23 protein-coding genes and 1 tRNA gene are annotated in these 17,681 nt (G+C 62.2%); 12 read left to right on the top strand and 12 right to left on the bottom strand.

The window, feature by feature from the left end; translation table 11 throughout:
* Window position 1: 1 nt before the first annotated feature.
* Window positions 2–247 (bottom strand): acyl carrier protein, encoded by a 246-nt coding sequence (locus LZ518_RS08045; protein WP_249915485.1) that lies wholly within the window; start codon window positions 245–247, stop codon window positions 2–4.
* 100 nt (window positions 248–347) lie between these two features.
* On the opposite strand from LZ518_RS08045, the gene LZ518_RS08040 reads away from it, so the two are divergent.
* Both LZ518_RS08040 and LZ518_RS08035 read left to right on the top strand, forming a co-directional pair.
* Entirely contained in the window at window positions 348–914 is a 567-nt protein-coding gene (locus tag LZ518_RS08040; RefSeq protein ID WP_249915484.1) for a GrpB family protein, read from the top strand.
* A gap of 72 nt (window positions 915–986) precedes the next feature.
* Complete coding sequence (locus LZ518_RS08035; RefSeq protein WP_249915483.1) at window positions 987–1,541, top strand: Pycsar system effector family protein; 555 nt, start codon at window positions 987–989, stop codon at window positions 1,539–1,541.
* On the opposite strand, the gene LZ518_RS08030 is transcribed toward LZ518_RS08035, so the two are convergent.
* The 4 genes from LZ518_RS08030 to LZ518_RS08015 all read right to left on the bottom strand — a co-directional run bounded on the left by LZ518_RS08030 (window position 1,538) and on the right by LZ518_RS08015 (window position 4,488).
* Entirely contained in the window at window positions 1,538–2,455 is a 918-nt protein-coding gene (locus tag LZ518_RS08030) for an NAD-dependent epimerase/dehydratase family protein (RefSeq protein WP_249915482.1), read from the bottom strand. The two genes, LZ518_RS08035 and LZ518_RS08030, sit on opposite strands and share 4 nt — an antisense overlap.
* Complete coding sequence (gene obgE / locus LZ518_RS08025) at window positions 2,440–3,480, bottom strand: GTPase ObgE (RefSeq protein ID WP_249915481.1); 1,041 nt, start codon at window positions 3,478–3,480, stop codon at window positions 2,440–2,442. The genes LZ518_RS08030 and obgE overlap by 16 nt, the downstream gene beginning before the upstream one ends.
* A gap of 78 nt (window positions 3,481–3,558) precedes the next feature.
* Window positions 3,559–3,891 (bottom strand): VOC family protein, encoded by a 333-nt coding sequence (locus tag LZ518_RS08020; RefSeq protein WP_249915480.1) that lies wholly within the window; start codon window positions 3,889–3,891, stop codon window positions 3,559–3,561.
* 12 nt (window positions 3,892–3,903) lie between these two features.
* Window positions 3,904–4,488 carry a TetR family transcriptional regulator gene (locus LZ518_RS08015; protein WP_249915479.1) on the bottom strand — a complete coding sequence of 195 codons (585 nt, stop codon included), beginning with the start codon at window positions 4,486–4,488 and terminating at the stop codon, window positions 3,904–3,906.
* A 49-nt stretch (window positions 4,489–4,537) separates the two neighbouring features.
* On the opposite strand from LZ518_RS08015, the gene LZ518_RS08010 reads away from it, so the two are divergent.
* On the top strand, window positions 4,538–5,407 hold the full coding sequence (locus LZ518_RS08010) for a metal-dependent hydrolase (protein WP_249915478.1): 870 nt from the start codon (window positions 4,538–4,540) through the stop codon (window positions 5,405–5,407).
* Here LZ518_RS08010 and LZ518_RS08005 read toward each other — a convergent pair.
* The 4 genes from LZ518_RS08005 to hspQ form a co-directional block, all read right to left on the bottom strand.
* Window positions 5,404–5,952 (bottom strand): GNAT family N-acetyltransferase, encoded by a 549-nt coding sequence (locus LZ518_RS08005; protein WP_249915477.1) that lies wholly within the window; start codon window positions 5,950–5,952, stop codon window positions 5,404–5,406. The genes LZ518_RS08010 and LZ518_RS08005 overlap by 4 nt on opposite strands.
* Before the next feature lie 175 nt (window positions 5,953–6,127).
* Window positions 6,128–6,400, bottom strand: a complete 273-nt coding sequence (gene rpmA / locus LZ518_RS08000) for a 50S ribosomal protein L27 (protein ID WP_249915476.1) — start codon at window positions 6,398–6,400, stop codon at window positions 6,128–6,130.
* A gap of 12 nt (window positions 6,401–6,412) precedes the next feature.
* Entirely contained in the window at window positions 6,413–6,904 is a 492-nt protein-coding gene (gene rplU, locus LZ518_RS07995; RefSeq protein WP_249915475.1) for a 50S ribosomal protein L21, read from the bottom strand.
* Between the two features lie 126 nt (window positions 6,905–7,030).
* Entirely contained in the window at window positions 7,031–7,384 is a 354-nt protein-coding gene (gene hspQ, locus LZ518_RS07990; RefSeq protein ID WP_249915474.1) for a heat shock protein HspQ, read from the bottom strand.
* Between the two features lie 137 nt (window positions 7,385–7,521).
* Between hspQ and LZ518_RS07985 the strand changes: the two genes are divergently transcribed.
* The 3 genes from LZ518_RS07985 to LZ518_RS07975 all read left to right on the top strand — a co-directional run bounded on the left by LZ518_RS07985 (window position 7,522) and on the right by LZ518_RS07975 (window position 9,194).
* Window positions 7,522–7,611: transfer RNA gene (locus tag LZ518_RS07985), tRNA-Ser, on the top strand.
* Between the two features lie 296 nt (window positions 7,612–7,907).
* Complete coding sequence (locus LZ518_RS07980; protein WP_249915473.1) at window positions 7,908–8,909, top strand: sensor histidine kinase; 1,002 nt, start codon at window positions 7,908–7,910, stop codon at window positions 8,907–8,909.
* 126 nt (window positions 8,910–9,035) lie between these two features.
* Window positions 9,036–9,194, top strand: coding sequence for a hypothetical protein (locus LZ518_RS07975; RefSeq protein WP_249915472.1), 159 nt, complete (start codon window positions 9,036–9,038; stop codon window positions 9,192–9,194).
* A gap of 33 nt (window positions 9,195–9,227) precedes the next feature.
* Here LZ518_RS07975 and LZ518_RS07970 read toward each other — a convergent pair whose 3' ends face one another.
* Together LZ518_RS07970 and LZ518_RS07965 are read right to left on the bottom strand one after the other, a co-directional pair.
* Complete coding sequence (locus LZ518_RS07970; RefSeq protein WP_249915471.1) at window positions 9,228–9,662, bottom strand: hypothetical protein; 435 nt, start codon at window positions 9,660–9,662, stop codon at window positions 9,228–9,230.
* 87 nt (window positions 9,663–9,749) lie between these two features.
* Window positions 9,750–10,067 (bottom strand): hypothetical protein, encoded by a 318-nt coding sequence (locus LZ518_RS07965; RefSeq protein WP_249915470.1) that lies wholly within the window; start codon window positions 10,065–10,067, stop codon window positions 9,750–9,752.
* 579 nt (window positions 10,068–10,646) lie between these two features.
* Between LZ518_RS07965 and LZ518_RS07960 the strand changes: the two genes are divergently transcribed.
* Window positions 10,647–11,144, top strand: a complete 498-nt coding sequence (locus LZ518_RS07960) for an Hsp20 family protein (protein WP_249915469.1) — start codon at window positions 10,647–10,649, stop codon at window positions 11,142–11,144.
* 264 nt (window positions 11,145–11,408) lie between these two features.
* Here LZ518_RS07960 and LZ518_RS07955 read toward each other — a convergent pair whose 3' ends face one another.
* Window positions 11,409–12,416, bottom strand: a complete 1,008-nt coding sequence (locus LZ518_RS07955) for an AraC family transcriptional regulator (protein WP_249915468.1) — start codon at window positions 12,414–12,416, stop codon at window positions 11,409–11,411.
* A 103-nt stretch (window positions 12,417–12,519) separates the two neighbouring features.
* Between LZ518_RS07955 and LZ518_RS07950 the strand changes: the two genes are divergently transcribed.
* Genes LZ518_RS07950 through LZ518_RS07930 form a run of 5 tightly spaced genes read left to right on the top strand, consistent with a single transcriptional unit; the run spans window position 12,520 to window position 17,671 of the window.
* Window positions 12,520–13,500 carry a quinone oxidoreductase family protein gene (locus LZ518_RS07950; protein ID WP_249915467.1) on the top strand — a complete coding sequence of 327 codons (981 nt, stop codon included), beginning with the start codon at window positions 12,520–12,522 and terminating at the stop codon, window positions 13,498–13,500.
* A complete protein-coding gene (locus LZ518_RS07945; RefSeq protein ID WP_249915466.1) occupies window positions 13,497–14,345 on the top strand; it encodes a TauD/TfdA dioxygenase family protein in 849 nt (282 codons plus the stop codon). The genes LZ518_RS07950 and LZ518_RS07945 overlap by 4 nt, the downstream gene beginning before the upstream one ends.
* Window positions 14,346–14,357: 12 nt before the next feature.
* Window positions 14,358–15,404, top strand: a complete 1,047-nt coding sequence (locus tag LZ518_RS07940) for a beta-keto acid cleavage family enzyme (protein WP_249915465.1) — start codon at window positions 14,358–14,360, stop codon at window positions 15,402–15,404.
* Window positions 15,401–16,657, top strand: coding sequence for an MFS transporter (locus LZ518_RS07935; RefSeq protein ID WP_249915464.1), 1,257 nt, complete (start codon window positions 15,401–15,403; stop codon window positions 16,655–16,657). The genes LZ518_RS07940 and LZ518_RS07935 overlap by 4 nt, the downstream gene beginning before the upstream one ends.
* Window positions 16,658–16,660: 3 nt before the next feature.
* Window positions 16,661–17,671 (top strand): YeiH family protein, encoded by a 1,011-nt coding sequence (locus tag LZ518_RS07930; protein WP_249915463.1) that lies wholly within the window; start codon window positions 16,661–16,663, stop codon window positions 17,669–17,671.
* The last annotated feature ends 10 nt before the right edge of the window (window positions 17,672–17,681 follow it).

Here is a 17,681-nt window from a genome sequence, read left to right as displayed (position 1 = left end):
ATCAAGCCGCCTTTAGCTTGCCGACTGCCTCGACCAGCTGCCCGACCGTTTCGATTTCGGCCTGTTGGTTCATGGTGATGAGGATATCGAATTCGTCCTCAATATTGGCGACGAAGTCGAGAACCGTCAGGCTGTCCCATTCGAGGTCCTGGGCGAAGCGGGTCGCGTCGCTAACTGCAATCCCCTTCTTGTTGAAAGGCTCGATCAGGGCCTTCACTTTGGCTTCGGTTTCGGCTCGGTCGGTCATTGTCGCGTCCTAGTGAGAGGCAAGCGCTTTCGCAACGAAATCGGGCGCAAAGAGGGCGGGGGCTTGACCGATGGCAGGCGCTCATTGTCGAATAATGACGATGGCACTTGAAACAGGCGATGGTTCCGAGCACGAAATGACCATGCTGCCGCCATATGCAGTCCGACTCCTGCCTCACGACCCACAATGGGCCGAGCAGGCGAGCGTGGAGGCGGCCCGCATCCTCAAGGCCATCTGGCCCGCGATTATTGAGATGCATCATGTCGGATCGACCGCGATCCCGGGAATCGCGGCCAAGCCGATCATCGACCTGGTCGGGGTTACGCCCGACCTTGAAAAGATCGAGGCTTCAAGATCCGCGATCGAAGCGCTCGGCTACGCATGGCACGGCGAATATGGGTTGGAAGGCCGGCGCTTCTGCACGCTCAGCGACCCGGACAGCGGCCTTCGCCGATTCCACCTCCACTGTTACGCCGACGGCGATCACAGCATTCGCCGCCACATCGCATTCCGCGACTATCTCCGTGCGCGCCCGGAAATGGCGGAGGCTTATCAGCGGATGAAAGAGAGTTGCGCTGCCAAGCACCCCGACGACAGCAATGCCTATACGATCTGCAAGGACACCTGGATCAAGAAGACCGAGGCCGAGGCGCTGAAATATTATTGAGCAGCTTCATCGCCCCTTGCCTTCCTGTCCGAAGCGCGGTTGCATGGGGCTGGCCCACGCAGGGGACAGGAAATGAGTGAAGGCAGCGGCGAACCCAAGTTGGTCAGCCCGGACGATCCGGTCTTCCCGAAGGAGGTCCACAACCTCCTCGTCGCGGCCAATGCGACCAATATCACCCTGTCCGGCATGGCAGATACCAAGGCGTCGATTTTGATGGGCGCAAGCTTCGTCGTTTTCTCGATGTCGATCAGCGACATCGCCGACGGCAAGGCCAGCCTGCCATTGCTGGTCCTGACCCTGTTCTCCTTCATTGCGACCGTATTCGGGGTGTTGACGATCCGCCCGAACAAGATGGTTGTGACCAAGGACCCGATCCCGCGCGAGAAAATCAACATCCTGTTCTTCGGCAGCTACACCAACGCCAACCGCCAGGAATATATCGACGAGATGATGAAGGTCCTTTCGTCGGAAGAGGAAACCTATCGCCGATTGACCGCTGATCTCTATGACCATGGCAAGGTCCTGCGCGACGACAAGTTCAGCTGGCTCTACTGGAGCTTCACATTGTTCCTGCTGGGCATGGTGCTCACCGCCTTGGCAGTCGTCTATCAACTGGTCATGCACTAGAGCCAACCGGCCTCGCGATACCATTTGGCGGTGTCCGCCAGCCCTTGTTCGGTCGCGACTTCGGGCTTCCACAATTCCTCAGGAGCGCCGCGGCCTGGATCAACCATCCAGTCGGGGTGGCAGAAATAGGCCACCCGGTCGGCGGTCAGCTTTGCCCTGTCACGCCTGATCCAGCCGTCGACTTTTGCGAAAAAGTCGAGAATCGGCCGCGACAGCGAGACGGTGGCGACTGTCCGGCCGAGGGCCTTGCCCAGCGCTCGGCCAAACTCGCCATGGCTCCAGCCGCCATGGCGGCCGTCGTCAGGCTCGACCAACAGGCCCTTTGGTGCCGATGGATCGGATAGTGCCAATAGCAGCCGGCCGAGATCGTCGACATGAATCAGCGACAGCCGGCCCTCCGGCGGCAGGATAATGAATCCGCGCTTGGCCATTCGGTAAAGCTCGAACGTTTCCTTGTCGCCCGGGCCGTAAACCGCCGGTGGTCGCACGATTGCGTAGGTCAGGGCGGACGCGGCCACCAGCGCCTCCGACCCAGCCTTGCTGGCGCCGTAGGCGGACAGCTTTGGCTCGCGTGCCGAGAGCGATGAAACATGGATGAACCGCTGCACGCCGGCCTTTTCGGCAGCGGCTATCACGGCACTGGTGCCCATGACGTTGCCGGCTTCGAATCCGGCCGGGTCGGGCGCATTGATCACGCCGGCGACATGGATCAGTGTGTCCGCATCCTCGGCCAGTCGATCTAGGCTTGCCTGGTCGTCGAGCGCACCCTGGATCCAGGTTACGCCATCGCGCGGTTGTTGTGGCCTGCGGGTCAGGGCGCGAACTTCATGGCCTGCCACCCGTGCGAGTTCGATCAGCCGCCCGCCGACAAAGCCGGTCCCGCCGGTAATCGCCAGTTTCAAATCGGCGACCATTCGATCGGCTCGCCCGGGCCGTCATCTTCGACATGTTCGGCGCTGATCCGCTCAAGCAGCGCATCGAGCACCGGCTCCAGGCCGATCTCGCCGGCGGCGCTCAGCGGATAAACCTTTTTGCCGCTCGCGGCTTCCAGCTCGGCGGATAGCGCCGCGATCAGCTCATCGTCGAGCATGTCGATCTTGTTGAGCGCGAGCACGGCTGGCTTGCCGGCCAGGCCCTCGCCATAGGCATCCAGTTCGTCGCGGACGATGCGGTAGCTGGTCGCGACATCCTCGTCATTGGCATCGACCAGATGCAACAGCACCTGGCAGCGCTCGATATGGCCGAGGAAACGGTCGCCGATGCCAGCGCCCTCGGCGGCGCCCTCGATCAGCCCCGGAATGTCGGCCACAACGAACTCGCGGCCGCGGTGGCTGACAACGCCAAGCTGCGGCCGCAACGTCGTGAAGGCATAGGCGCCGACCTTGGCCTGGGCATTGGTTACCGCATTGATGAACGTCGACTTTCCGGCGTTGGGCAGCCCGACTAGCCCGACATCGGCGAGCAGCTTCAGGCGCAACCAGACATACATCTCTTCGCTTGGCCAGCCGGTGCCATGCTGGCGCGGCGCTCGGTTGGTCGAGCTTTTGTAGCTGGCATTGCCGCGCCCGCCGTCCCCGCCTTTCAGGAAGACGATGCGCTGACCCTCTTCGATCAGGTCGGCAAGCAGGGTACGCTCCTCATCGTCGGCCAGTATTTGGGTGCCGACCGGCACCTTGATGACCAGATCCTTACCGCCGGCGCCGGTCATGTTGGATCCTGCGCCACCCTTGCCGCGTGGCGCCCGGAAATGCTGGGTGTAGCGAAAGTCAATCAGCGTGTTGAGGCCCGGAACCGCCTCGAAGACAATGTCGCCGCCTTTGCCGCCTTCACCGCCGTCGGGTCCGCCATATTCGATGAACTTTTCGCGTCGGAAGCTGACAGCGCCCGGCCCCCCCGCGCCGGAACGGATGAATATCTTGGCTTGATCGAGAAAATGCATGGCGCGCCCTTAACGACAATTGCGGCAATTGCGTAGCGCAGTCTGTCCAGGGGACGGATGAGCAAGGCAATTCAGCGCTCATTTTCCGCTGATTGAGATTTCGGCTCCGTCCGGATCAAGAAACCGAGCAATGCGCGATCCGTGCACTTCGCTTGGCGGCCTGGTGAAGGTGATTTCGTTGGCAAGGGCCTCGGAATAGAACTGGTCTAGATCTTCGGTCGCGAGCCCCAGCTGGACGGTCCCAGCCGGATTCTCACCTGACGCGGGGTGCAGCGCGAGCCTCGTTTCCCCGGTCTCGAACTCGGTCCAGAAGGGCGATTGAAAGCCGAGGGTCAGACCCAAAATATCTCGATAGAAGTGGACTGCCGCGTCCATGTCGCTGACGAACTTGATCGCGTAATTGAGCCGCATGGCTCGCTCCTTTCAGGCCTGGCCGACGATCCCTTTGATCAGGCCGACCGCGTCCTCCCGAACCGCTTCCCGGCCGAGGCCGCTGGCGGCCGCCACCTCGCTGCCGGCCAGGCTATCGCCGATCGCCATCAGTACCAGCCCCAGGGTCACCCGGTCCATCGGCCGAGTGTCGCCCGAGGCCCGGAAATCCTCCACGATCGCGGCTATGGTATCGACCACCGGCTGAAGCGCCTCGCGCTGGCGGGTTAGGGCGATCCATCCGATCAGCTCGCCGACCCGCTCGGCATGAAACGCATCGAACATGGCGTCGACGACGTCGCGCTCGCTGGCTTCGCCGCGGCGGCGCTTGCCGATCGCCTCGGTGATCGAGGCCGACACGGTGTGGGCAATGTCCTCTGCCAGCGCACGGTGCAGGCCGGCGACGCTGCCGAAATGGTGCAGCAGATTGGCGTGCGTCCGGCCGATTTTGCCCGCGACCGATTTCAACGTCACCGCGGCCACGCCTTCGTCGCGCAGCAGCTGACGAGCCGCGGCAACCGCCACGGCGCGGCTTTCGCCGGGCGACAGTCTCTTACGAGTTTGTAAAGTTATTGACATTTATGTCAGTTAGTTCAAATGTGCGTCGTGCGATGATTGGAGCCTAATCATGAATGCCGCAAGTGTGACCCCGGTCGATCTCAGCATCACGCCGCGCGACCGCCGCTTCGCACGCAAGGCCAAGCCGGCGCACTGGTGGCATGGCGGCGATCCCTATGCGACGGCCTTCTACAACGCGCTTTCGTCGACCTTCCCAAAGGGGGAGGCCTTCTTCGTCGAGGCCGTCCGCAACCACCGTGACGGCGCGCCGCCCAAGCTGGCCGAGGAAATCAAGGGCTTCACCACCCAGGAAGCAATCCACAGCCGGGAGCACGACGCGTTCAACAAGGCGGCGGTGGATGCCGGCTATGATCTAAAACCGCTCGAGGACCGGTTGCAGATGCGGCTTGATTTCATTCGCTCGAAGCCGCCGATCGCAGCGCTCGCCTCGACCATGGCGCTGGAGCATTTCACGGCCATTTTTGCTCATGAGCTGCTGGCCGATCCGCGCCATCTCGCCGCCGCGGAGCCAGAGGCCCAGGCGATGTGGCGCTGGCACGCGATCGAGGAAATCGAGCATAAGGGTGTCGCCTATGACACCTGGCTCCATGCGACGCGTCATTGGCCGCGGTCCAAGCGCTGGAAGGTAAAGGCGCAGGTCATGCTGATCGCGACCCGTAACTTCACGCTCGACCGAACGCGGGGCGCGATCGAACTTCTCCGGCAGGACGGCATAACCGGGCCCAAGGCCTGGTTCGGCCTGCTTGGCTACATGTGGATCCGCCCGGGCATGATGCGAAAGATTTTCCGTGCCTGGGCAGCCTATTTCCTACCCGGCTTCCACCCCTGGAACGAGGACGACCGCCACCTCATCGCGCGGTATGAGGAAGAGGCCGCCCTCGGCACCGAAAGCATGAAGAAGGTCCGCCGGGCGGCTTAAGCCGCTAACGGCCTCTCCAGTTCCCCCCGGCCCATCAGCGACAGCCGGTAAAGCCGGGCCATGGCGTCCCCGCCGCGGGCGCAGCTGTAGCGCTCGGCGCTCAGGCCCGTCGGCTTGAACCCGAGCTTTTCAAGCACCCGGCCCGAAGCCGGATTGTCGAGGAAGTGCGAAGCTTCGAGCCTGGGGAGCTTTAAGGTCCTGGCGATGTCGACCAGCGCACGGCCGGCCTCGGTGGCGAAGCCCTTGCCCCAGTGTGCACGGCCGATCCAATAGCCCAGCTCGACGGCACCGGACGGCCGGCGTCCGAGCCCACAGGCGCCGACGATCGTCGGTGGGCCGTCGGTCCGCCGCTCCATGATCAGGAAGCTCGGCATCGCCGGGTCACGCGGCGCCGCGAGAAACGCCTCGGCGTCCTCGAGCGCGAAGGGCCACGGCGCCGTCGCCAGGTTGCGCACCACCTGCTCATCGGCAATGGCGCGCGCCAGCGCGGGGGCGTCCTCGGCCCAGCCTGGTCTCAGCAGCAATCGTTCGGTCCGCGCGAACATGCTCAACTTCCTTCTCCTCTCGAGCTGCCCGCTAGGGCCGCTCTGTTGCAGTTTCGGGAGAAGAAAATGAAAAAGGGAGGAGAGGGGGCTTCCCTCTTCTCCCTTTTCGAAACCTTTTTCGGGTCTCGTCTGGGGCGCCCCCTCCCGGGAGCGGCCCTTTATCGACCGATCCCGCCTATTCAGCCGCTTCCGGCATAATGGCTTCGACGTGGACGTATTTGCGACCAAGCTTGCCATCGCGGAAACACACGCGACCGTCGGTGAGTGCAAAAAGCGTATGGTCCTTGCCCAGGCCGACGTTGTCGCCCGGATACCATTTGGTGCCGCGCTGGCGCACGATGATGTTGCCGGCGCGAACCGCTTCGCTGCCGAACTTCTTCACGCCGAGGCGCTTGGCTTGTGAATCGCGGCCGTTACGCGACGAGCCGCCTGCTTTCTTATGTGCCATCTTATAAAGCTCTTACTTCTTAGCCTTGGCCGCAGGGGCCTTCTTCGCTGCCGCCTTAGCAGGTGCAGCATCCTTTGTCGACGCCTTGGCAGCCGCTTCCTTCTTCGGAGCAGCGGCCTTCTTCTCGGCGGCGGGCTTTTCGGCCTTCGCAGGTGCAGCAGCCTTTTCCTCTGCCTTCTTCGGCTCCGCCTTCTTCTCGGCCTTCTTGCCGCCGATCGAAACGATCTTGAGGATCGTCAGCTGCTGGCGATGGCCGGCCTTGCGGCGATAGTTGTGCCGGCGGCGCTTCTTGAAGACGGTGACCTTGTCCGACTTCGCCTGGGCAATGATTTCCGCGCCGACGATCAGGCCGTCGGTCGACTTGAGGTCCGACCCTTCGCCCGCCAGCAGGACATCGGTGAGGTCGACGCTATCGCCGGCATTGCCAGCCAGCTTCTCGACGACGATCTTGTCTCCGGGGGCAACGCGATACTGCTTGCCACCCGTGCGCACGATTGCGAACATGGGCCTCTTCACTTTCCGTCACTCATTGACCGCGCGAACAAACGCCGCGTGGCAACGCCCCGCGCGGGAAAGCGTGCCGCCTATGGGGTGGTAATGATTCTGTCAACCGCCGCGGGCGGAATTCGCCTAGTGGCGATGTTCGGGCTTCAGCTTGTAGCCAGTCCCGTCGAAGCCTTCGAACAGGGTGCCGATGGCGGGGTGGTCGATTGGCTCGCCCTCGTCGTCGGGGACCAGATTCTGCTGGCTGACATAGGCGACGTAGCTGCTCTCGGCATTCTCGGCGAGCAGGTGATAAAATGGCTGGTCCTTGGCCGGGCGCATCGCCTCGGGGATGGCTTCATACCATTCGTCGCTGTTGGCGAACTCGGGATCGACGTCGAAGATCACGCCGCGGAAATCGAGCAGGCGGTGGCGCACCATCTCGCCAATTCCATATCGGGCGAGGGGAATGGCGTTGGCAGAGGTCGACGGCGTGGTCATGACTTCAATGTAGTTGGTAACGCTTGGCAGGCAAGTTGTTTGCAATTCCAAACGGGCTAGGCATCGCCGCAAGGCGCTGCTAGAGGCCGCCCCCGACCCACCGGCCCACCGGCCGGACAGCGTTACCCTGATCTTGCGGAGAGGTGGCTGAGAGGTCGAAAGCACCGCACTCGAAATGCGGCGTGCCGGCAACGGTACCGTGGGTTCGAATCCCACCCTCTCCGCCATTCTATCGGCAGAAAACTGCCAACCATTTCGTGAACAAAACGGGGGCGTGCCACGGAGTGTGCCAAACACAAATCACGTAGCAATATTAGTGACTTAAGCAAAACGCGTGTGTTCGCAAAACGTTGCGGAAGTGTTCCGGCAAAATGGCGGGCCAAGTGCCATTCGACCCTAATGACCGTTTTCGACCCATTGCGGTCATTAGGGCGCGGCCATTCTCAATTCGGGATACCCCGCCAAGCTCGCGTGTTATTGTCGGTACGCACTCAGCTTCGTCCGCACATAGCAAAGGTATCGATTGGTCACCGAAAAGCCGACAGCGCCAATATGGCGTGAGGAACACCTACGGCTCGCGGTGGAAGCGGCCTGTGTTGCCCTTTGGTCATGGCAGGTCGATGACGACCGGTTCGAGATGGATGAACGCGCGTTTGAACTGTGGGGCCTGCCGTGGGCCGACACGGTCAGCTTCGAAGAGCTTTCCACCCATATTCATCCGGCCGATCAAGACAGGGTTCGAGCGGCTTTTTCCGCCACGCGCTCAGTTGCGGGTTCGTATGAAATAGACTTTCGTATCTGCCTTGGCGACGAGGTTCGCTGGATCTCGGCTCGCGGGCAGGGTGCCGACGCCGGGATTGTTGACGGTGTCATGTTCGGTATTTTCCTAGACGTTACCGGCCGCAAGCAAGCCGAGGAGGGCAGTGAGCTACTCGCCGGGGAAATGAGCCACCGGGTCAAAAATCTCCTCTCCATCGCTGCCAGCCTGACCCAGCTTACCGGTCGCTCGGCTAAATCGGTCGAAGACATGACCGGCGACCTCACGCAGCGTCTCACGGCGTTAGGCCGCGCTCACGATTTGGTTCGCCCTTTGCCAAGCGAGCAGGGCAAAGCCGCTCTGCTTGGAGACCTGCTGTCGATCCTGCTGGCCCCCTACGATGAAACGGCGGCCTTCTCAGGTCGCATCCGGGTCGCGGTAGCGCGGATGGGCGTGGGAGAGCAGGCCGCGAGCGCGCTTGCCATGGTTATTCACGAACTGGCGACAAACTCCGTCAAATATGGTGCACTTTCCAGCGCTTCGGGTTTCCTCGACGTGTCGAGCAAACTCGAAGAAGACGATATCTGCTTAATCTGGGCAGAGACGGGCGGCCCCTCAATCACCGAGGAACCTGCATTGAAAGGCTTCGGTAGCGGGCTTACTGCTCGCAGCGTTTCAAGATCGCTAGGGGGCGAACTCACCTACGACTGGCAAGAGAGCGGCCTCGTGGTAACGGTTCGGATGCGCCAGGATCGCCTAGCTGCCTAAGGGTGCTTGGAGCCGTGCTTCGGAGCTTGCTCCGCAAGGGCTTCCTAATCCAGGCTGAACGTCCGCTTTCTACCCATTCCGGCCATTCAGTTGCGTCAGAAATGAAGTCGTGCCAGCGTCGTGAGCATGTCTCGCTGGTGGTTCATGGTCGTGGTTTTGATCGCATGGCTCGTGCGCGAGTTGGTTATCTGGCTCGGCTTCTCTTGGGTTGCAGGAACACTTATTGCCGTAGCACTGCTGGCAGCAACCTTCCTTTTCATGAACCGGCGCCTAGCTAAACGTTGACGGAAGCTAATGGCCGCTTTCCACCCATTCCGGTCATTGGCCTTCTTGTTGGTGCTCGTAGGCCGAAAGTAGCGACCACAGTTCCTTGCCGCCATCGTGGGCGAGTTCAGCGGCGTTCCGTAGAGCGTAATACTCGACTTCATCTTTGATGCTGCCGCGATTGAGGACGCGTCGGATTACCTTGGAAAAGTGAACCCGCATTTCCGTGAGGGTCGGTAGTCCATCGTTTGCCAGCAGCCTGTCAGTTTCTGCTACTCGTTCGAGAGACCAACCTTCGGTCATTTCGATGGTGTCGCCAATCGCCATTGCTAACCCGCTTCGTGCCTTGCCCGGCCACCTACTTTCGATTTGCTCTAGGCACGCGAGGGGATGGGTTTCTGGGGTGATGAGTTCGGGCGGGATGGTCTCGGCGACCAAATGCGCAAACCACGCTTTCATTTTCTCGTAGTTTTGGGCGTCGATTTTCATAGGTGCTGGCTGCCATGGTCAACGGGTCCGCGCAATGACCGCTTTCCACCCATTTCGGACAGAAGTTGGGCGCGGGCACGACCAGGATCATTCGGGTCCGGTAGACCTTGCTTGCGTGGAAGCGGGGTTGGCCAGTCGGCTGGCCTCGTCGTTGTCGGGCTGGAACGGGTCAAGAAGACTAGCAACCGCTTCGCGCACGCCCTCACGATACCGTGTCGAGCGTGCGTTTGGCTCATTATAATCGCCCCGGAATCTGTCGGCCTGAAAGGCTTTCTCGCGAAGGATTGCCAAGGCGCTATCATTCGCATTGTACGCGTTGTGAAGGAGCATACGAACGGCCCCGCGCAAGGCGGTGATTTCCGCTTGAAGGTCGATAATTCGGTCGGTGGTTTCCTTGTCCATCATGTTGCAATACGGGCAAAACTTCGCCTAAGCCAGCCGGCCTTGTCGTGGGTATGGCAATGCCGCGCTGGCTCGCGTCGCTGGAGCTCTTGCCCGCACAAGCGCCGACGACCGTGGCCTCATGTCCATTCTTAACCCATCGCGGTCATTAAGTTATCCGAACCGGAACCGTGGACGCCAAGCTATGTTACGCTCCCGACACAGGCCCCTTGGGATCGCGGTGAATGTCGGACGACCCTCTAGACGGTATGCGAAGGCGCATTGAGACCTGTCGCCGTCTGGCGAGACAGATAGTCGATCGGCAAGCTGCCGATGCGCTACGTCAGATGGCAGAAGAAATTGCAACCGACTTGGCGAAACTCGAAGCCGAGCGGGCAGAGGGGTCTGACCCCTCGGAACCAAATCCGATGCCTCCCCCAATTGCATCATGACCGCTATCCATCCGTTGCGGTGATGATCGACCCCTTGAAACTCTTAACGCCAAAACCAGATTTCTGCTGCCGGCTTTCGAAGGGCCGGTGACGGGAAGCAGGGGCTCGTTTGGCACTGCCTCCCGCCAAGTCGCTCAAGAGGAGGACAGATATGCGCAGTGCATTCGATTTTGCGCCCTATCGGCGCTCCACGATCGGCTTCGATCGGTTGTTTGATCTGTTGGAGAACAGCGGCCTGGCACAGGGTTCCGAAACCTATCCGCCGTTCGATCTCATTCAAGTGGATGACAACCACTACCGCATCAGCTTGGCAGTTGCTGGTTTTTCCCGGGACGAGATCGATATCACGGCCCAGCAGAACCAGCTCATCGTGACCGGTAAGAAGGCCGACGACGACAAGGTTAATTACATCCATCGCGGAATTGCGAACCGCCAGTTCGAGCGCAGGTTTGGCCTGGCCGATTTCATCAAGGTGACCGACGCAGATCTCCGGGACGGCCTGCTGTCGATCGATCTGGTCCGGGAAATCCCGGAAGCCATGCGGCCTCGGAGGGTGTCGATTGGAGGATCGCAGACCAATCAGGCGTCCATCGACAGCGCCAAACAGCAGACGGTCGAAGCTACTGCTCAAGAGAGCATCGAAGCCTAACATTTTGCAACACAGCCTCACGGGGTCCGGTTAGTATTCCGGACCCCGCTTTGCGAGTGGCAGCTTTCCACCCATTGCGGTCATTGGAACTCTAGAGCGCCCCAAGGGTGACATGAACTTAGGCACATAAGGGTGCCATTGTGCCGGAAGCGGCGGTTGGCAGGGGTGAGCGCTGGCACCCCCGCGTTAAGCCTTCATTTGTGGCGGATAATTGCCAATCTGCTGATACCCCCTCCGCCATTAGGACCAGATTGAGCAATGCCGCTAGCGCCGCTTGGTGCGCTTGCGGCCTTCGCTTGGCGTCTCGTCGAAATTTTCGCTGTACCAGCGACTGAACGCGCCGAGCGAAGCATATCCGAGCATATGGGCAATGTCGGTCAGGCGATGGCGGCGATGCTCGAAATGCCGGGTCACTTCGCGCACCCGCAACCGGTTGAGCACCTCGCTGAACGTCGTGCCTTCGTCGACCAGTCGGCGCTGAAGCGTCCGCACCGTGATCCCCAGAGTGTCGGCGACAGTCTCGATGGCCGCGCGTCCCGCGGGCAACAGGACCATGATTGCCTGTTCGACTTCCTCGACTACGGTGCGCTCGCCGGGGTCGACCATCGTTCCGATCAGTTTCCGGGCATGCAATGCCAGCGCCGGCTCTGACCGCGGGTTGGGCATCTCGAGGGTGGAGCTGGAAACCAAAATACCGTCGAATTCGGATCCGAACTCCACCGGGCAGTCGAATAGTTGCTGGTAGATGATCCGGTCGGATGCCGGAGGGGCATCATAGCGGAAGCTGATGCTGATCGGCTGCCACCCGGCGCCAAGCACCGTCCGGCACATGCGGTCGAGTACCGCGATTGCCAGGTCTTCGGCCTGGCGGCAGGCGAGGGGCGGGTCGAACGTGAAGACCTCCCGCAGCAGCGCCAGCCCGTCAAATTGCTCTACCCGCAACATCAGGTTCGTATTGATCCGGTTGCGATACTCTCCCATGACGGCCAGCGCCTCGCCCAGCGTCGGCTGGTGGGCAAGCAGCAGGCTGACCAGGCCCAAATCGGCCAGCTCGCGACGGGCTGCCATCCGCAACCCGAAGGTCAGGCAATCCGACGCCTTCGCGCTGTCTTCCAGCAGGCGCACCACCGCCCGCGCGGGAATCATCTGCTCCGGGCTTTCGAGCATTGCCCGGGATAGGCCGGCATTTCTGAGCAGCGGCGTAACGTCGAGCCTGAGTTCGTCAGCGACCGAGAAATAGCCGGTGAGCGCGGCTGAACGCACAAGCTCCATCAGCCAACTCCTGTCATGACCTCACCAAATAATGTCATGATTCGTGCAAAAGGTGAAGCTGCCGCGAGCTAATTCGTCGCCTTCGCATCAACGAAAGAATCTCATGGCAAGGGCAGTGCGCTTTTATCAATCCGGCGGGCCGGAAGTCCTCCAGCTGGAGGATGTTCGGGTCGGAGAGCCGGGTCCGGATGAAGTGCGCGTCCGCCACGTGGCCATCGGCCTGAACTTTGCCGATACCTACTTCCGCCAAGGCTATTATCCGGTGCCGCTGCCCAATGGCATGGGTGTCGAGGCCTCGGGCGTGATCGAAGCGGTCGGTTCCAATGTCGACGGATACACGATTGGCGATCGCGTTACCTACACCGGCAGTCCGCTGGGGGCCTATTCAACCGAGCGCGTGATGCCGGTCGGCTCTCTGTTCAGATTGCCGGTCGACATCACCCATGAGACCGCTGCGGCCATGACCATGCGCGGCCTGAGCGCCGCCTATTGGCTGCTCAAGACCAACCCGTGGATGAAGGCCGGCGACACCATCCTGATTCATGCCGCCGCCGGCGGCGTCGGGCTGATCGCCTCGCAATGGGCGAAGCTGCTCGGCCTGCGCGTTATCGGCACCGTCTCGACCGAGGCCAAGGCGGATCTGGCCCGGGCCCACGGCTGTGACGAGATTATCTTCTACCGCCGCGAAGATGTGCCCGAGCGGGTCAGGGCGCTCACCGGCGGCGAGGGCGTCACCACAGTCTACGATACGGTCGGCAAGGACACGTACGAAGGCTCGCTCAAGTCGCTGAAGCGCCGGGGCGTCCTGGTTGGCTGCGGCACGGCGTCGGGTCCGTTTCCGCCAATCGATGCGCTGCAGCTGGCGATCCAGGGGTCGGTTTATTTCACCCGCCCGGCGCTCGCCGACTTCATTGCCGATCCGGCCGAACGGGCCGAGCTGTCGCAGGCTCTGTTCGATCATGTCGCCTCCGGGCGAATCAAGATCAACGTCAACCAGCGCTACGACCTTGAAGAGGCGGTGCAGGCCCACCGCGACCTCGAGGCAGGGAAGACGACGGGCTCGTCGATCTTCGTCGTCCGGTGAGGATCGAGAAGCTCACGACGCACATCGGTGCGGAGCTGGGCGGAGTCGACCTCGCCGAGGCAGCGACCAACGACGATCTATTCGGTGCGATCCGCGACGCGCTGCTGACGCACAAGGTGCTGTTTCTTCGCGACCAGGACATCAGCAAGGCCGACCATGTCGCCTTCGCTTCACGCTTTGGCGAGCTGGAGACGCACCCGGTGGTCGGCAGCGACCCGGAGCATCCCGGCCTGGTCTGCATCTACAAGGACCTGAACTCTCCCCCCGACCATTTCGAAAATGCCTGGCATTGCGACGCGACCTGGCGGGACAAGCCGCCAATGGGCGCGGTCCTGCGCTGCCTTGAATGCCCTCCCGTCGGCGGCGACACCATCTGGTCGAACATGGCGCGCGCCTACGAGGACCTGCCTGACGATATTCAGGAACGGATCGCCGATCTCTATGCGCGCCATTCGATCGAGGCGAGCTTCGGCGCGCGAATGCCGATCGGCCAGCGCCACGCCTTGAAGGCACAATATCCCGACGCCGAGCATCCAGTCGTCCGGACTCATCCCGAGACTGGCCAGCGAGTGCTGTTCGTCAACAGCTTCGCGACCCATTTCACCAATTTCCATACGTCCCAGAATGTGCGCTTCGGCCAGGACTTCGCACCTGGTGCCACCAACCTGCTGAGCTACCTGATCGGCCGGGCAAGCATTCCCGAATATCAGGTCCGCTGGCGCTGGACGCCGGGCAGCGTGGCCATCTGGGACAATCGCTCGACCCAGCATTACGCGGTCATGGATTACTGGCCCGCCGTCCGCAAAATGGAGCGCGCGGGCATCTCTGGCGACAAGCCCTACTAGAGGAGAACCACCATGCAGTTCATGGACGACAGCCTGCTGCCCGAAAACCAGGATCCGCTGGTGATCCAGGTCGCGCCTTACGCGCCCAGCTTTTTCCCCCGCGATTCCGACGACATTCCGGTGTCGATGGCGGAGCAGGTGCAGAAGGCGGTCGATTGCTACAACGCCGGCGCGACCGTCCTCCACGTCCATGTCCGCGAGCCCGACGGCAAGGGGTCCAAGCGCCTCGAAATGTTCAACGAGATGCTCGACCGGCTGCGCACCGCGGTTCCGAAAATGATCCTGCAGGTCGGCGGGTCGATCAGCTTCGCTCCGAAAGACGAGGGCGAAGCGGCGAAGTGGCTGACGGACGACACGCGCCACATGCTGGCCCAGCTCAATCCCGCGCCCGACCAGGTGACCATCGCCATCAACACCAACCAGATGAACGTGATGGAGTTGATCACCGACGAGGATTGCGCCGGGACTTCGATGGGCGAGCCTGACTATAAGCACGCCTACACCGAAATGTATTATGAGTCCGGGCCGGGCTTCGTGAAGGAGCATCTGAAGCGCCTGGTCGCGGCCGGCATTCAGCCGCATTTCATGATCGGTTCGATCAAGGACCTGGAGACGGTCGAGCGTATCGTCCGCCAGGGCCAGTATATGGGCCCCTACGTTCTCAACTGGGTTGCGATCGGCGGCGGCCACGATGGCCCCAATCCGCGCAACCTCATGGAATTCATCAATCGGGTTCCGCAGAATGCCGTATTGACGGTCGAGGGACTGATGCGGAGCATCTACCCGCTGAACGCCATGGGCATTGCCATGGGCCTGCACGTGCGCGTCGGGCAGGAGGATAATTTGTGGGGCCGTCGCGGCGAACGCGCGACTTCGGTTCAGCAGATCGAGAAGATGGTGAAGCTGTCTGAGGAACTTTGGCGTCCAGTCGCGACCGCGGACCAGGCCCGCCAGCTCTACAAGATCGGAACTTTCTACTCGAGCGTCGACGAGACGCTGGAGCGGAACGGTTGGCTGCCCAACCGCAAGACCGCGCTGGCGCAGCGTCAGGCGGCGTGACCGACATCGCGATCAGCAGGCCGAAGGTCCAGGTCTATGCCTGGGTGATATTCGCGCTCACCTTCGGGCTGCTGATCTCCGATTATATGGCGCGGCAGGTGCTGAATGCCGTCTTCCCGCTGCTCAAGGCGGAATGGGCGCTCAGCGACAGTCAGCTCGGCCTTCTGTCGGGCGTTGTCGCGATCATGGTCGGATTGTTGACGTTCCCGCTGTCCCTGGCGGCCGACCGATGGGGTCGCGTCAAGAGCCTGACGGCGATGGCGGTGCTGTGGAGCCTTGCGACCTTGTTGTGTGCCGTCGCGGCCAACTATGAACAAATGCTCGCCGGCCGGGTGCTGGTCGGGGTGGGCGAGGCGGCATACGGCAGCGTCGGCATCGCCGTGGTGGTAAGCGCCTTTCCGTCGCGCCTGCGCGCGACCCTGTCCGCGGCCTTCATGGCCGGCGGCCTGCTCGGCCAGGTGCTGGGCGTGGGGATCGGAGGGGCGGTCGCGGCGGCGCATGGCTGGCGCATGGCATTCATGATCATTGCACTCTCGGGGCTGGCACTTGCTATCCTCTACCCGATCCTGGTCGGGGAGCAGCGGCTTGCGCGACTTTCCGCCGCCGCAGGGCAGGAGCCTTATGAGCGCAAGCGGGCATTGCCGAACATCGGCAGCCTGTTCGCCGGCCGTACCCTCAAGTGCGCCTATGTCGGCAGCGGACTCCAATTGTTTGTGGCCGGCGCGCTGCCGGCCTGGCTCCCGACCTATTTCAATCGCTATTACGAGCTTCCGGTCGATGGCGCCGCGTCGCTGGCAGCGCTTTATCTCGCGATCTGCGGGATCGGCATGGTTGCCTGCGGCGTGATCAGCGACCGGCTGTTCAGCCGTCCCGAACAGCGAGTGATGCTGGCCGCCGCCTATAGTATCGGCTGTGCTATCCTGCTCGCGGTGGCGCTCGCGGTCCCGGCCGGGCCGGCGCAACTGGCATTGTTGGGACTGGCGATCTTCTTTGCCGCGGCGACCGCCGGCCCTGCCGGGGCGATGGTCGCGGGGCTCACTCCCGCCGCGATCCACGGCACAGCTTTTGCCACACTGACGCTTGCCAACAATTTTCTGGGCCTTGCTCCGGGACCGATCGTTACCGGCTGGCTAGCTGACAGGGTCGGTCTGCTCGGCGCGTTGCAAGTGCTTCCCTTGGCCAGCGTCGCGGCCGCGCTGGTGTTCCTGTTCGCCCGCAAATCCTCGAGAGCTGCCGTCGCCTTCGCGGAGTAAAGAATGACCAAGATAAGCGGGTTGCCGTTGCCCGGCATTGGCGGGGTCGGACCCGGCGTGCTGGCATCGCTCATCATCGCCGCCGCGGCGACCTTCCTTGCCGACCATTACGGCGGCCCGGTGATGCTGTTCGCATTGCTGCTCGGCATGGCGATGAATTTCCTGAGCGAGGTTGATCGCTGCAAACCAGGGATCAGTTTCGCATCGCGGACGGTGCTTCGGCTGGGCGTCGCGCTGCTCGGGTTCCGGATCACCCTCGGCCAGATTGCCGATCTTGGCTGGCAACCGGTCGCGCTGGTCGTCGCCGTCGTCGCGTTGACGATCCTGGCCTCGACCTGGGCGGCACGGGCGATGGGCTTCAAGACGGAGTTCGGCATATTGTCCGGAGGTGCCACGGCCATTTGCGGCGCTTCGGCCGCCATGGCGCTATCGGCGTCCTTGCCTGCCCATCCGCTGAAGGAAAGGGCGACGGGCTTCACGATCATCGGCGTGTCGACCCTCTCGACCATTGCCATGATCCTTTACCCGGCGATCGCCAAGCTATTCGGGTTTGACGATCACCATGCCGGGCTGCTCATCGGCGCAACGATCCATGATGTCGCGCAAGTGGTCGGTGCCGGATACGCCATTTCGCCGGAGGCCGGCGACACCGCCACGGTGGTCAAGCTGATGCGCGTCGCCATGCTGCTGCCGGTGATCGTCGCCGTGGGATTATGGGCACGTTCGCGCGGCGATCGGGGCGAAGGCAAGCGGCCGCCGCTGTTGCCCTGGTTCGTCACGGCATTCGTCGCGCTGGTCGTGGCCAATACCATTCTGCCCATGCCGGGCTTCGTCCGTGATGCCGGCAACGAAGCATCGCGCTGGTGCCTGGTCGCGGCGATCGCGGCCCTGGGTATCAAGACGCATTTCAGCGAGATCGTGGACATTGGGTGGAAGCCGGTGGTGCTGATGGTTCTGGAGACCGTCTTCATCGCCGTGCTCGCGCTCGCGGCGCTGTGGTGCGGCTGGCTGTAATTATACTCAA

The organism is Sphingomonas brevis (assembly GCF_023516505.1).
Lineage (GTDB): Bacteria > Pseudomonadota > Alphaproteobacteria > Sphingomonadales > Sphingomonadaceae > Sphingomicrobium > Sphingomicrobium breve.
The sequence above is the reverse complement of the archived record's forward strand: the minus strand, read 5'-3'. Positions and strand labels throughout refer to the sequence as shown.